At 64.7% G+C, this 14715-nt stretch carries 12 protein-coding genes and 1 pseudogene; 4 read left to right on the top strand and 9 right to left on the bottom strand.

Features of this window, described 5'->3' with window-relative positions; genetic code table 11:
• Positions 1-272: 272 nt before the first annotated feature.
• Positions 273-635, top strand: a pseudogene (locus FHW79_RS31720) (ATP-binding protein); the annotation flags it as partial.
• A gap of 218 nt (positions 636-853) precedes the next feature.
• On the opposite strand, the gene FHW79_RS31715 reads toward FHW79_RS31720, so the two are convergent.
• The gene (locus FHW79_RS31715) at positions 854-1009 is read right to left on the bottom strand and encodes a hypothetical protein (RefSeq protein WP_183182604.1); all 156 of its coding nucleotides are present in this window, start codon (positions 1007-1009) and stop codon (positions 854-856) included.
• Positions 1010-1813: 804 nt separating this feature from the next.
• Here FHW79_RS31715 and FHW79_RS31710 point away from each other — a divergent pair.
• On the top strand, positions 1814-5008 hold the full coding sequence (locus FHW79_RS31710; protein WP_183182603.1) for a PAS domain-containing protein: 3195 nt from the start codon (positions 1814-1816) through the stop codon (positions 5006-5008).
• A gap of 315 nt (positions 5009-5323) precedes the next feature.
• Here FHW79_RS31710 and FHW79_RS31705 read toward each other — a convergent pair whose 3' ends face one another.
• Complete coding sequence (locus FHW79_RS31705; protein WP_183182602.1) at positions 5324-6595, bottom strand: GAF domain-containing sensor histidine kinase; 1272 nt, start codon at positions 6593-6595, stop codon at positions 5324-5326.
• 241 nt (positions 6596-6836) lie between these two features.
• Between FHW79_RS31705 and hmpA the strand changes: the two genes are divergently transcribed.
• Both hmpA and FHW79_RS31695 read left to right on the top strand, forming a co-directional pair.
• Complete coding sequence (hmpA, locus tag FHW79_RS31700; protein WP_183182601.1) at positions 6837-8063, top strand: NO-inducible flavohemoprotein; 1227 nt, start codon at positions 6837-6839, stop codon at positions 8061-8063.
• A gap of 166 nt (positions 8064-8229) precedes the next feature.
• Positions 8230-8454: a hypothetical protein gene (locus FHW79_RS31695; protein ID WP_247874577.1), complete on the top strand. Its 225-nt coding sequence runs from the start codon at positions 8230-8232 to the stop codon at positions 8452-8454.
• A gap of 76 nt (positions 8455-8530) precedes the next feature.
• Here the strand turns inward: FHW79_RS31695 and FHW79_RS31690 are convergent, their stop codons facing one another.
• The 7 genes from FHW79_RS31690 to FHW79_RS32445 form a co-directional block, all read right to left on the bottom strand.
• Positions 8531-8809 (bottom strand): DUF6522 family protein, encoded by a 279-nt coding sequence (locus FHW79_RS31690; RefSeq protein WP_183182600.1) that lies wholly within the window; start codon positions 8807-8809, stop codon positions 8531-8533.
• Positions 8810-8946: 137 nt separating this feature from the next.
• Positions 8947-9621 carry a DUF4142 domain-containing protein gene (locus tag FHW79_RS31685; RefSeq protein ID WP_183182599.1) on the bottom strand — a complete coding sequence of 225 codons (675 nt, stop codon included), beginning with the start codon at positions 9619-9621 and terminating at the stop codon, positions 8947-8949.
• A 23-nt stretch (positions 9622-9644) separates the two neighbouring features.
• Positions 9645-11558, bottom strand: a complete 1914-nt coding sequence (locus FHW79_RS31680) for a VWA domain-containing protein (protein ID WP_183182598.1) — start codon at positions 11556-11558, stop codon at positions 9645-9647.
• Positions 11559-11562: 4 nt separating this feature from the next.
• Positions 11563-12372, bottom strand: a complete 810-nt coding sequence (locus FHW79_RS31675; protein WP_183182597.1) for a CbbQ/NirQ/NorQ/GpvN family protein — start codon at positions 12370-12372, stop codon at positions 11563-11565.
• A 5-nt stretch (positions 12373-12377) separates the two neighbouring features.
• Positions 12378-13727: a cbb3-type cytochrome c oxidase subunit I gene (locus tag FHW79_RS31670; protein WP_183182596.1), complete on the bottom strand. Its 1350-nt coding sequence runs from the start codon at positions 13725-13727 to the stop codon at positions 12378-12380.
• Between the two features lie 15 nt (positions 13728-13742).
• Positions 13743-14195, bottom strand: a complete 453-nt coding sequence (locus FHW79_RS31665) for a cytochrome c (RefSeq protein WP_032492177.1) — start codon at positions 14193-14195, stop codon at positions 13743-13745.
• Between the two features lie 289 nt (positions 14196-14484).
• A partial coding sequence (locus FHW79_RS32445; protein WP_211108584.1) for a hypothetical protein occupies positions 14485-14715 on the bottom strand: 231 nt, incomplete at its 5' end.

Genomic DNA, 14715 nt, shown 5'->3' with positions numbered 1-14715 from the left:
ACGCAATTCCTCTGACCACAGCCCCAGCAGGTCCTCGACCGCGACACCGGACATGGCGACCTCCCAAAGCCTGTTCAACAGACGGAGGGCTGTCCTATCGCAACTGTAATGTTAGGGCTTGTTTCACTCCGCGGCGCTGGATCTCCTTTCGTAGTCGATCGGTGACAACTGCCGCGCTCCGCGCGGGCTGGACCGGGGACTGATGGCCAGGCTGGCCGGCGGGCAGTGGGTGCGCGACGGGCTGAACCTGCTGATCACGCGGCCGACCGGGGCGGGGCAAGACTTGGTTGGCCTGCGCCTTCGGGCACCGGGCCTGCCGCGACAACCTCTCGGTTCTGTACACGCGCACGCCGCGTCTGCTGGAGGATCTGGCGCTCGCCCGCGCCGACGGCCGCTATCCGCGCCTGTTCAAAACGCTGGCGCGCGTGCAACTGCTGGAGGTGATCGACAACCGCACCGGGCGCGCGGCGACGCTGATCACCAGCCAGCTGCCGGTGCCGGAATGGTACGCGGCGATCGGCGGGTTGACGCTGGCCGATGTCATCCTGGATCGCCTGCTGCACAGCGCCCATCGGATCGGGCTGGCCGGCGAGTCCATGCGCAAGCGCAACGCGCTCGCCGCGACAACGGCTTGACCCGGCCGGCGCGCTTCCGCAACCTGCACGTCACCCAGCAGCCAGCCGAGGCTGCCCCCGCGCGGAGCGGACGTCATCCGCCGGAACACCTGGGCGCCATCGGCCGGAATCGGTGGACGCTTTCGCGCCGGAACCACCGCACGCAATCACCGGAATACGCATTTTGACGCGGGCAACCACCGTCCCTCCTGGCGTTCCGCCTCGAAAACGGACACAATTTACTGAGTAAAGAATAGCCACGCTACCGTGCCGACTGAAGCCAGCACGGCGAGCGCTGCGCCGCTTCGCGTCATGACGCCCTGGCGATACAACAGCACAACCATGCCGATCAGCAGCGGCGAGACGATCAGCAGTCCGATTTGGGCTTTATTCATTGGCACTGTCGCTTCCGTCGGATCAGTTGGTGGTTCGGGCCCGATATGGATGCTGCGAGCGTGGAGAACTGGCAGCCTTGATCGTCGTCAATAGCAGCCGAGTCCTGGCCGGACCACCGCTTGGTGCCGATGGCCTGATCATACCACGCACTTTCGCTGGAGCCACCCGATGCGCCGGAGTTGAATGGGCGCCTCCACAGGCAGCTGCTCATGACGAGCGGTTCGCGGCGGGGCGATGGTCAGCGTTGCAGCTCAAGAGGTAGCAATCATGGGGTCATTCATCTGAAAACGCGAACCATGCAGAGTCGTTCGCCACCGTCCTGGTTATCTTGCGCAAAATTTGTTCAACATTGCTTCTACGAGGCTCGGCACGATGGTCGATTTTCCGCCAAGCATAGCGCTCGATGGGTGCCGGACCGCTTACTTATGCCTCCGTCAGGCTCAGTATGCATGCACCGACGAGGCTGCCCAAAAAGAAGGCATTTTGTGTTTTTCCTCTATGGCGAAGAATTACGCCGAGATGGTGCTGCTCCATGGAAATATAATCCAGCGCTGGGAAGCAAAACACTTGCTTAAAAAAGTTTTGCGAGCTTCCGCGAGCGAAGATTTATTTTCATAGGGAGGCGTTCTCCCGGATGAGATGTGGGAAAGCGGTTGAGACGGTTTTTGATGGGACTGAAACTCTTCCTCAAGGCATATGCCGATGCCTATCCTTTGGGGCGGCGGTATTTTTATCTAATCACATACCCACGTATTTTTGTATAATGCTCCAGGGAAGAAAAGGGCGGCCCTTGGAGACAGGAATTGCTGACGTCCCTACAGAAGCGAGCGCCTCGTAAAAAAGCCAACCGCCTGCTGTCATTCCTCCTGCTCATCGCTGCTCCGTTGCTGGCGTTCGAGCTCTTTCCGATCATGCAGCTTCATGCGGCCCGTGAGGCCGAGCTTCGACAGGATGCCAGCCACTTTCTCGACCTTGTGGACGCGGAACAAAGACGGGTCATACAGGACATCCATCACATCCTGTTTGCTCTTACCGAAGCGGGGGTGGGGCGTATGGACGCCACGGCCTGCCAAGAGGTCATGTCCCGGATCAGGGCCAAGTATCCGAGCTACATGGCAATGGAAATCTCCGACGCGAACGGTACCGTATGGTGCTCGACGGACTCCATGACGGTGGGGCGGGTGATTGCAGGTCGGCTCCTCCAGGATGCGGCGAGCACCGATGGCATCGTCACAGGCCAGTCCATGCGATCGCCGATCACGGGACAACCCGCCATTCCCTTCGCCCGTGCCCACCGCCGGGAGGATGGAGATTATCATGGAGTGATTGCGGCACTTCTCGACACCGCTTGGCTGCGGGAGTCCCTCACGCAGGACTCGTTGCCTGACAACACCTGTCTCCTTGTCGCCGACCGTGACGGAACGGTTCTCGCAACCATCCCTGACGCACCGGAACTGGCCGGCCGCTTGTTGCCGGAACCGTTCGGTCCTTTGTTGCGCGAGGCGACCAAAGGTGTGGTTGAATTGGCGGGGATGGACGGTCGGCCACGGGTGTTTGCCTATTCACCGGCAACGTCGGGTGCCCGGGGCCTGTATCTGCACGTCGGGCTCGACAAAGCGACGGCGATGCGTCCCATCCACACCGCAACCTTCTGGACCGTGGCCGTCTTTCTTGGGCTGCTCCTGGCCACGGGCCTCGGCGCCCTGTGGGGTGTGCGCCGTTTCCTGAGAGTGCGCGAAGAGGCCCAACATTCCGCCCGCAAAGTCAGCGTGTTGCTGGCCAACACCGTGGACGGCGTCATCGAGTTCGATCGGGACTGGCGATTCCTCGAACTCAACGACATGGCCAGGACCCTGGTCGCTCAAGGCCGCGACCTCCTCGGCATGCGGCTGTGGGACGCTTTTCCCGAACTCGCCGAAGGCCAACTGGCGGATGAGTTGCGCAGGGCCATGACCGAACGGGTTCCGGTGGACGTCGAATTCCGCGGTCCGCAGACCGGCCGCTGGTTCTGGCTCCGAGCGTTTCCCACCCCGAGGGGCCTGACCGTCCATCTGTTGGACATTTCCCGACGGACGATGGCCGAAGAGGAACTTCGGGCAAGCAACGAACGCCTCAGCTTGGCCCTGCAGTCGGCTCAGGCCGGCAGTTTCGACTGGGATTTGCGCACCGGGCGCGGGCACTGGTCGGAGGGCAGTTATCGCCTGTTCGGCTTGGACCCGGAGAGCGATGCTCCCTGCTTGGAGTCCTGGCTCCGTACAGTGAAACCGGACGATGTCGAAACCATCACGGCCGCGGCTCAGGCGCAGCTCTTCGGTGAGCGGAAGCCCTATCTCGCACTGGAATACCGCATCATGCTCCCGGATGGGACGGTCCGATGGGTGTTATCCACCGGGCGCGTCCATTACGACACGGACGGCACGCCGTTGCGCATGAGCGGCCTGAACATCGACATCACCGAGCGCAAGTCCGTGGAGGCGGCCTTGCAGCGGAGCGAACGGAATCTCGCCATTGCCTTGAACGCCGCAAACGCCGGTCTGTGGGATCTCGATCTCCGCACTGGTGTCGTGACCTGGTCGGACGGCATGTACCGTCTGTTGGGTGTCGATCCGACGACGTTCCACCCCAGTGAACCCGCGTTCTACAACTTGGTTGTTGCGGACGATCACCCGGCGTTGCGGCAGGCCGTGCAGGACGTGCTCGAAGGCCGGCGGCCGGATTACCAAGCGGAGTTTCGCATTTCGCATCCGAGAAAGGGGGTCTGCTGGTTGCTGGGAGTGGGGCGGGCGGAACATGATGGCAGCGGTCGTCCAGTCCGCCTGAGCGGCATGAACATGGACGTCTCCGAGCGTCGGGCAATGGAGCAGGCCCTGCGGGATGCCAAGACCCTGGCCGATGAAGCCAACCAGTCCAAGTCCAGATTCCTGGCCGCCACCAGCCACGATTTGCGGCAACCGCTCCAGTCGGCTTTGCTGTTCGCCGGCGTTTTGCAGTCTCATGCCCTCGAGGACCGGAGCCGCCGGTCGCTGGTGGCCCTGGAGCGTGCCTTGGACACGTTGAAGGCCCTGCTCGACAGCCTGCTCGACGTTTCTCGCTTGGATGTCGGAACGATTGTGCCTCAGGTCCGTGACATGCCTGTTGCGTCGCTGCTGGATGAGATGCGAGCCGCTTATTCACCGATCGCGGCGAGCAAGGGTCTGGAACTCCATGTCACCGACCCCGGACCAACTCTGGCGGTGCGAAGCGATCCGGTGCTGCTCGGTCGCATAGTGCGCAATCTGGTCGAGAATGCTTTGCGCTACACCCCTGAAGGCTATGTGCGGGTCGTCTGCGACATCGCTCCCGACCGCGTGAGCATCCAGGTTCACGACAGTGGAATCGGCATATCCGCCGAGCAGGTGGGTCGGGTGTTCGAAGAGTTCCATCAGGTCAACAACCCGGAACGCGACCGGAGCCAAGGGTTGGGCCTGGGGCTTGCCATCGTGCAGCGGCTCTCCCAACTGCTTGATCACCCGGTGACCGTACGCTCCGAACCGGGGCGTGGATCGACCTTTGCGGTCGATGTCCCCCTTGCGGGCGCCGCGGGGACAAGTCCGTCCCGGCCCAAGCCGGTTGTAACAGCCGACGGGCAACGGCGTTTGGCTGTTCTGATCGATGACGACGTGATCGTGCTCTCCGGGTTGCGGACATTGTTCATGGAGTGGGGCTATGAGGTCGTCATCGCCGGGTCCGCGGCGCAGGCTCTTGAAGGTCTGCGAGACATGCCGCGTGCGCCGGACCTTGTCGTCGCGGATTACCGACTGCGAGGAGGCGAAGTCGGAACGGACGCCGTCGCCTCCATCCGCGCACAGGCTGGCCATCCGATACCCGGCATCATTCTGACCGGGGATATGGGGTCTGCCAGCGAGCGTGACGCCACGGACCTTGGCGTGACATTCCTCCGCAAACCCGTCGCCTCCAATCAACTCCTTGCCGTCGTGCAGGAGCTTCTCGGCAGCTGACCCGCCCTCATTGCCGAGTTGGTTCGATCCGCACCGGGTTCGGCAAAGGCCGTTCCGCTCGTATCACGCCGTTGTGGACACGCCTTCGCTTTGGGCACGGCAAGGGCATGCCCATCGATCATGCCGCCAAGCGCGTTCTGGGAACATCCCAACGGCCTTTCCGCGTGGCCATTTTACTGGAAGCGCGCATCGTCGCGGTCGCGGACATCAGCGCCATTGAGGCCATCCAGCGGCAGTTCCGCGACATCGCCTCAGGATTGCTCATGCCCGGCCGCTGGGGCCGGTCACGGTTCCCCCTCGGGCGAGGGCTCTCGATCACCCGCCTATGGACGATGCGACAGAGCCAGCCAATGGCAGGGCGACGCTGATCGTTGTTCCCGCCCCTGGGCGGGACTCCACCGTGATCGGATAGCCGAGGTGATCCGCCAGCGTCTTCACGATGAACAGGCCAAGGCCCAGGCCAACGACCTCATCTCCGGCCTCGATGCGGTAGAACTCTTCGAAAATGTCGGCCAGGGAACTCTCCGGGATGCCTCGGCCGGTATCGCAGACGTCGACCCATACCTTGCCGTCGGCAGTGCGGCACACAATTCGGATTTCCCCGTGGTCGGTGTACTTGATGGCGTTGTCGACGAGGTTGTGGAGAATGCGCGACGCAAGCAGCCGGTCCGTGCGCACCGTCACCCCTCTGCCACTCCCTTCCATGCGCCAGTCGAGCCCCTTGGCTGCGGCGGCCAGTTGGAACGTCGCCGTGGCGTGGGTCATCAGATCGTCCAACGGGACGTCTTCGATCCGGACGGCGATCGTGCCGTCGTCCATACCCACCAAGTCCTGCACGCCATCCATCAGTCGCTTCACCACGCCCAGGCAGTGCTTCATCGTCGACACGTAGATTTCCCCGCGGGGTGTGACCCGGGACGACAGGGCGTGGGTGGCGAGGGTCAGGGCATGGACCGGTTGGCGCAGGTCATGGTTCAACGTCGCAAGGAGCCGGGTGCGCGCCGTGTTGGCCCGCGCCAGTTCCTTAGCCTGTGTCCGTGCGGCTTCGGCTGCCTCCTGCAACGATTCAAGCAGGCGGACGTTGGACAGCGCCAGGGCCGCCGATCGGGCGATCGCCAGCAGGAGGGTGACGGTGCCCGCGTCGGGCGTGTGCCGCGTCGCCCAGTAGGCACCGATGGCGGCGATGGGCTCGGGCGCGCCGACCGGCACCATCACGAGGCTCCGCACGAAGGTGGGGCGATAGGCTTCGTGTGGAATGCGCGGATCGGCGTAGATGTCCGGAATGACCGCCGGTTGCCCGGTCAGCATGGCCCAGCCCGAGATGCACGTTCCCATGGGAAACCGCTGCCCCTTCCACAGCGGGCTGATCGCGTTCTCCTCAACGTAATGGCACAGGTCGCCGTCGCGCAGCACGATGGTGACGCCGTCCGCGCCGGTCAGGCGGCGTGCGGCCGACCGGAGGATGGAGACCACGGCCGGCAGGTCATGGGCAAAGAACAGGCGTTCGTTGAGATCGACGAGCGCCGTCAGATGGTCGGCATCGCGCAGGGCGGACGGTTGCAGGGCATCGGTGTCGGCAGAGGGCATCAGCCACGGTTCCCAGGCGGTTCGTCACGCCAACAGTCCTTGGCGTGAAGAAGCGGACGAGCGCTTCGTACCCCGAAATATAGCGCATGGAAGCCGCTTCCGCAGCAGGAACTCCAGCGCCGTTGACGACCTATGCCTGGGCAATCGTAACCTTTTGAAGGTCGGTCCGGTTCTGGGGAAACCGCCGGAACCGGTTGAATTGGCGGAGGGTTGAATCGCCATGGCAGCACGGAGACAATTCATGGCGGAGGCTCTCAGCAACCGAACCATCGACATCGTCAAGGCCACGGTTCCCGCCCTGGAGAAAGGCGGCACCGCGGTCACCGACCGCATGTATCAGCGATTGTTCCGCACCCCGGAAATCCGCGACCTGTTCAATCAATCCCATCATGGCGAGACCGGGTCACAGTCCAAGGCGCTGACGGCGGCGATCATCGCCTATGGCCGCAACATCGACAACCTGGGTGTGCTGGCCTCGCGGGTGGAGCGGATCACGCAGAAGCATGTCGGGCTGAACATCCTGCCCGAACATTACCCCTATGTCGCCGATGCCCTGCTGGGCGCAATCAAGGACGTGCTGGGCGACGCCGCGACCGACGAGGTCCTCGACGCCTGGGGCGAGGCCTATTGGTTTCTGGCGGACGTGCTCAAAGCGCGGGAGGCCAGCGTCTACGCCGGGCTCGCCGCGGCGCCGGGCGGATGGAACGGCTGGCGCGACTTCACGGTGGAGAGCGTGACGCCGGAGAGCGACATCATCCGCTCCTTCATCCTGGTTCCGGCAGACGGGCGCGGTGTGATCCGCCACCGCCCCGGTCAGTATCTGACCTTTGCGCTGGATGTGCCGGGAGCCGGTGTGCTGAAGCGCAACTATTCCATCTCCTCCGCTCCGGATTCCCGGTCCTACCGCATCAGCGTCAAGCGGGAGGAGGGCTTGGGCAGGCCGGCGGGGCTGGCATCCAACTGGCTGCACGATCACGCCAAGCCGGGCACGGTGCTGAAGGTGGCGCCCCCGGCCGGCGAATTCTTCCTCGACGAAGCTTCCGCCGGGCCGGTCGTGCTGCTGAGCGGTGGGGTGGGGTTGACCCCGATGATGAGCATGCTGGAGAGCATTGCCGGTTCCGGCGATGGCCGGCCGACCTGGTACATCCACGGCGCCGAAAACGGCCGCGTTCACGCGATGCGCGATCATTCCCGGGCACTGGCCGCTCAGGCTCGCAACATCACGCTGCGCACCTATTACAACGCCCCTGACCCGGCCGACGTTCAGGGGCGCGACTACGATGAGCGAGGTTTCATCAGCATGGATTGGATCGTGGCCAACACCCCGACGCAGGAGGCGGCCTACTATCTGTGTGGCCCTCGACCGTTCCTGCGCGCTATGGTCGGCGGCCTCGCCGGCCGGGGTGTGCCATTGGGCAGCATCCATTACGAGTTCTTTGGCCCAGCGGACGAACTGCTTGCCGTATGAGGTTTCAGGGCGTGCGCCGATTCAGTTCAGGGCGAACGTCAAGGGCGCAGCGCATGCTGCCTTCCAATTGCCACCATGCGCCTTCGCTCTGCAGGGAGTCACTGTAATGCCTCGAAATCCACGGCGCTCCGCTTTCTTGCAGAAGCATAATCTGGTGTCATTCCTATTGACCCATCTGGCGATTGGGGTCGTGGCCGGCGTTGTCGTTTGCCTCGGCCTTCTCGCGCTGGATGTCGCCAGTCTCCGTACACTGCTCCTTGGCTCCGACTACTGGCTGATCGGTTTCATCCTGCTCTTCGGCTCGGTTTGCGGAACGTTCGGCGGTGTGGCGATGGCTGTCGCCGTGATGAATCTGGGCGACTGGTCCGATCACCCAGATCGGGATTACTGACCCACCCCTGGCATCGTCAGGGGACGACCATCGTGAAGCCGACGACCAGCGGGTCTCTTCGGCATCCACCTCGACCTCATGAAACATGAAGTGCATGGCCCTGCGCGTCCAGAACCAGCACTGATTGCCGTGCCCGGTAGCGGAAGGTCACCCGCCTCCGACCATGGTCCACACCGGTTCCCTGTTCATGAACCTGATGGACCATGCCCTTCTTCAGTTCTTCCATGAAGGCGCTCGGTTCGAGGCCGAGGAGCGACCCCACGATCGCAGCGTCAAACACGAGATCCCCGACCCCGTCCACCTCGGCAACCTGGGTTCCGAGCAGCCCTGTAAGCTGTGGTTGCGTTTCCGTCATGTCCGCCTCGCTTGTCCTTGGAATGATGACCGGAGGGATCATGACGTGGGGCGTTGCCGCCGTCCTTGCCCGGGGGCAAACGCACGAAAACTGCCCGGTCACCGGCGGCGCACCGTTCGCCATGGCGGCCGCCGGCCTCAACGGGCCTTGGTCGGATCGCCATACTGGACCGGCTGGCCCGTGGCCGGAGCGCTGATCCCGAAGCGGCCAGCCATCTGCCGAAGGGCGTCGCGGTCCTTCTGGATGGACACCAGACTGGTGATCGTGAAGGTGGCAAGCTCGCGATCCGGCGTGTTCGACGCCTCGGTCTGGTAGAGGTCGACGATGCGGTCATGAATGCGAAGCTGCGCCTCAATGTAGCCCTTGGCGAAGGCATCGCCCGACGCCCCGGACAGCGCCTTGACGGCGTCCGGCGTCATGCCCTCCTGGGCGTTCGCCGGGTTGGTCACCGCCCCGGCGGCACCGAAGGCGTCGGCGCGCTGCGGCTTCAACTGGTCGGCCGGCGGCAGGGGGCGGGCCGAGGAGAGCCGCTTCAGGGACTCACCCAAGGTGGCGTGGGTCTCCGCAATTCCTTTGGCCAGGTTCTTGAACGCGTCGTCCGCCCCCTTCTCCGCCGCGAGACGCCCGAGTTCCGCCTGCCCCTGGCTGGCCGTGGCCGCCTCCTTGAGGAAAAGCGCATCCTCGACGGGCAGGGACTGTCCCGGCTGCGGCGGCAGGCGGGGCGTGGTGTCCGGCCGGATGTTGACCTGCGCCCAGGGAGAGCCGGACACCAGGACGGCTCCGAGGATGGCGGCAAGGATGATCCTGAGCATGATGCCTCCTGTTTCTTGAGCATTCAGCCGGTCAGCTGGCGGTAGATGGCGGGCAGCGCCGCGGGCAGGCGGGCGGCGTGGGGGAAGATGGCGTAGGCGCCGGGTCCGAAGATGTAGGGCAGGTAATCGCGCCCCTTCTCGTCCACCGTGACGCCGAACAGCCGCAGTCCGGCGCGGCGCGCCTCCTGCACCGCCACGCGCGTGTCCTCGATGGCGTAGCGGCCCTCGTAATGGTCCGTGTCGTTCGGTTTGCCGTCCGTCAGCACCAGAAGCAGCCGGTGTGTGTGCGGGCGGTCCTTGAGAAGGGCCGTCGCGTGGCGCAGCGCCGCTCCCATGCGTGTGTAGCTGCCCGGCTTGAGCGCCTGGATGCGGCGCACGATGTGGGCGTCCAACCGCTCCTCGAAGTCCTTCACGGTGCGCATGTCCACCCGGTGGCGCCGGTGCGAGGTGAAGGTGAGGATGGCGTGCTCGTCGCCGCAGGCGGTCAGCCCGTGCGTCAACGCCAGCAGAGCCTCCTTCTCGACGTCGAGCACGCGCCGGTCCTCGATGCAACTGTCGGTGGACAGCGAGACGTCGACCAGCACGCACACCGACAGGTCGCGGGCGACGTTGCGCACCGCCGTGTAGACCCGATCCGATCCGATGCCGCCCGCGCACCGGTCAGCGACCGAGCGGACCAGAGCCGACAGGTCGAGGTCATCACCGTCGGGCTGCCCGGTCATCACCTGGCGGCGTAGCCGCATCGCCTCGAACTGGCGGCGGACCAGGCGGATGCGGCGCAGCGCGTCGTCGTCGGGCCGCCACTCCTCCCCCTCCAGCGCGGCCGGTTCGGCGATCACGCGGCAATGGTCGGGATGATAGAGACGGCGTTTCCAGTCCCACTCGGGATAGGTGATTTCCGCCCGCAATGGCGCGACGTCGGCTTCCTCGGAGGCCAGATCGAGGTCGAGCTTGAGCTTGGTCGACGCCTTGCGCTCGTGCTGACCCACCGAGATCTCGTCCAAGTCCTCCGCGGCCTTGCGCGCGCTTTCCTCGTCGTCATCCTCAACCTTGCGATTGAGATTGACCATCTCCGCCAGCCCGAGAATCTTCTCGAAGCGGTTCAGCATCAGCGGGTCGTCGCGCCGGGTCTGGTCGTTGTCGCGGCGCTTGGCCCTGCGGCGCTTGCCGTCGCCTTCGGCCCCAGCGCCGCCCTCCTCATCCGTCTCGGGGGAAGCGGCGCCCTCCGGTGGTGCGGACACCTCGCCCCACAGCGGCACCGGCAGGAAGGGCCGATAGCCGGAGGCGGCGCGGAAGCGGTCGAGCGGGACCGTCGCGTCGGTGACCGCGGCCAGCAGGTCCGGATCGGCTGGGCCGCCGCTACCGATGAGCGTTCCGACGAGTGCCTCGACGGCGGCCTCCTGTCCGGGCAGCCGCCGTTTGGGCCGGGCCGCGCGCATGGCTTGGCAGAGCCGGACGTGCAGCGGGCGCAGACCCGGCCATTCATCGAGCGCCCGTTGCGTGGCCCGACGGGCCGAACGCAGGCGGACGAGGTCGGCCTGCAGCGGGTCGTCGGGCATCGCCGGAGGCGGTTCGGCCTGGACGAAAAAAATTGCGAGCCATTCGTAGAGCGCCGCGTTGTCCTCGCGGGAGGGGAAGACATCGACGCGGCCGGGAAGCTGGAGGGTGACGCCGTCGTAGCGGGCGCGTTCCAGCTTTTCCGTCCCGAGACCGAGACGCTGCTTCAGGCCGAGACGATGCCCGGACGTTTCGGCGGAGGTGCCGGCGATGCGCACGGCGCCGGGGCCGCCGAGCGCCCGAAACAGCACGCCGAGGCGCGCGCGCACCTCGTCGAGGCGGACCGCGGCGTTGGGATGACGCGGGTAGGACGCGGCGTCACCGACCAGACGGTGCCACAGGGCTCCAACGAACTCCTCGGGTTCCCAAATCGAGGCCATGCGATCATCCCAGCGTGAGTTCGGCGACCCGAAGCAGCGCCTTTTTGACCTCCGGATCGTCGGTGAGCGGTTCGATCATCGACGCCAGGATCGCCTCGTCGCGAGGCATGCCGTCGCGGATCAAGGAGGCGCAATACACCAACAGCCGGGTCGACACTCCTTCCTCAAGGTCCTGCCCCTTGAGCGCGCGCAGGGCGTTGCCCAGCCGCACCAACGGAGCGACCCGGTCGGCGGGTAACCCGCTTTCCTGGGCGACGATCCCGGTTTCGGCATCGGGCTTCGGGAAGCCGAACTCGATGGCGACGAAGCGCTGGCGCGTGCTTGGCTTCAGCGACTTCAGGATGTTCTGGTAGCCGGGGTTGTAGGAGACGACCAGCATGAATGACGGCGGCGCCTCCAGCAGTTCGCCGGTGCGCTCCAGGGGCAACAGGCGGCGGTCGTCGGTCAGGGGGTGCAGCACCACGGTGACGTCCTTGCGCGCCTCGACCACCTCGTCGAGGTAGCAGATCGCGCCCTCACGCACCGAACGGGTCAGCAGGCCGTCGGTCCAGACCGTGTCGCCGCCCTTGAGCAGGTAACGCCCGGTCAGGTCGGCGGCGGTCAGGTCGTCGTGGCAGGACACGGTGTAGAGCGGGCGTCCCAGCCTTGCGGCCATGTGCGCGACGAAGCGGGTCTTGCCGCAGCCGGTCGGCCCCTTGAGCAGCAGCGGCAGCCGGTTGCGGTGGGCGTGCTCGAACAACACCACCTCGTTGCCGGTGGGGGCGTAGAAGGGGACGGCGGCGCCCGCCGTCCCATGCCTGGAGGAGGCCTCCACCGCCGTCACTCGGCCGGCGCGACGGAAGGCTGGGTGCGTGCGGGCACCCGCCCGCGCGCCGGCCCGAACATCGCGTAGACGAACATGAGCACCGAGATGACCACGAAGATGCCGGAACCCAGGCGCATCCAGTAGAACAAGGCCAACTGCTCCTGGACCTCCATGTAGGTCATGCCCAGCACGCGCTGAAGGTGGACCTGCACGACGCCCGCAAAGGTCAGCGTAAAGGTCATGAAGGCCATAGCCGAGGTCATGATCCAGAAGCTCCACATGTTGAGCACCTGGTTGTAGGGTGCGCGGCCGCGCAGGCTCGGCAGGGCGTAGCTGATGATCGCGAGGTTCAGCATCACGTAGGCCCCGAAGAAGGCCAGATGCCCGTGCGCCGCGGTGACCTGGGTGCCGTGGCTGTAGTAGTTGACGAAGGACAGGGTGTGCATGAAGCCCCACACGCCCGCACCGAAGAAGGCCATCACCGGGGTGCCGAGCGTCCACAGGAAGGCGGCCTTGTTCGGATGGTCGCGCCGCCCTTTCCAGGCCATCGTGAAGGCGAACACGACCATGGCGAAGAAGGGGGCGACCTCCAGCGTCGAGAACAGCGAGCCGATCCACTGCCAATAACCTGGAGCACCAATCCAGTAGTAATGGTGGCCGGTGCCCAGCAGGCCGGAGAAGAGGGCAAGGCCGACGATGGCGTAGAGCCACTTCTCCACAACCTCGCGGTCGACGCCGGTCATCTTGATGACCAGGAAGGCGAGGACCGAAGCCATCACCAATTCCCACACGCCCTCGACCCAGAGATGGACGACGTACCACCAGTACATCTTGTCCAGCGCGAGGTTGGTCGGGTTGTAGAAGGCGAACAGGAAGAAGACCGCGATGCCCCACAACCCGAGAAGGAGGACGTTGGTAATCGCCGTCCTGCGGCCTCTGATCACGGTCAGCGAGACGTTGTAGAGGAAGATCAGCGCCGCGACGACGATTCCGATCTTCACCCAGAGCGGCTGTTCGAGGAACTCACGCCCCTCGTGGATGCCCAGCGTGTAGCCGACCACCGCGCCCAGCGCGCCGACCATCAGGATGGCCAGTTGGGCGTAAGCGAGCATCGGGCTCTCGATATCGCGCTCCGCCTCCTCCGGGATCAGGTAGTAGGCCGAGCCGAAGAAGCCGAGCAAGAGCCACACGATCAGCGCGTTGGTGTGGATCATGCGCAGGATGTTGAAGGGCAGGATCTCGGACAGGAAGTTCGGCAGGACGTAGACGGTCCCGGCGAGCGAGCCGACCAGCACCTGGACGACGAACAAGGCCATCGCGCAGGCGAAGTACCAATAGGCGATGCGTTGGGTTGCGTATTTCATGCCATGCCTCCCCCTTCAGCCCGCTTGGTTCGGTGGCCAGCCTTGCGTGTCGATGCGGCTGGTCCATTCGAGGAAGTCGACGAGGTCGTTGAGTTCCGCGTCGGTCAGGTTGAACTGCGGCATCTGGCGCCGCCCCTCAACGCCGCTGGGCTGCGACTGCATCCAGGCGATCAGCGCCGTGCGCGCACCTTCGGCGTCCTCCCGCCCGCCGTAGCGGACCCAGACGTTGCCGAGTTCCGGGGCGAAGTAGGCGCCCTCGCCGAGCAGCGAGTGGCAGTTGATGCAGGCGTTCCTCTCCCATACGTGCTTGCCGCGGGCGACGCTGTCGGACAGCGTGGCCTCGTCCGTGCTGGTCGTTCGGATGTAGTAGTGGCTGTGGATCGTCAGGGCGACGAAGGTGACGAAGAAGAAGAGCGACCCGCCGTAGAAGATGTTGCGCGCCGCTGATTTCGTGAACCGCTCGGCCATCACCTCCCCCTGCTATCGTTACACGGTTAGGTTACGCGTCCAGAACCAGTGGAAGCGCAAACAGGACCGTTGGGCCAGTGCGGAAAAGGATAGGAAGGAGCGACCGAGTGTCCTCGAACGCGGTTCTCGAAGCCGAAGGAAACGACCTTGGGCCGTGGCGGGATGTCGCAGAGTTGCCGAGCCGGTTCCCTGTCTCCGGAGAGACAGATCATCAACCGCTTGGTAGCTCATCAGTGTTCGCATTGCGATTCGTGGTGTTTCTCAGCTCTTTGCAAGCCATGCACCCGCTTCATCTCCTTGCTCTCATAGGCAATTCATTGGAATTGTGATAAAAATGGACCAAAAGCAGAAGCAATCCTGGTGTCGCGCTTGCTTGAGACTCTTGACGGCCGTCAAGTAACGGAGCCGTGAGATCTGGGGCGTTTGCTTCAGAAGCAACACTCGCCCTGGATTGCATCATGAAAAACAAGATCTTCCTCGCCACCGTCAGCGCCGCCGCCCTCATTGCCCTGTCGGGGAT

It is taken from the genome of Azospirillum sp. OGB3, from assembly GCF_014192915.1.
In the GTDB taxonomy this organism is placed as follows: domain Bacteria; phylum Pseudomonadota; class Alphaproteobacteria; order Azospirillales; family Azospirillaceae; genus Azospirillum.
The sequence above is the reverse complement of the archived record's forward strand: the minus strand, read 5'-3'. Positions and strand labels throughout refer to the sequence as shown.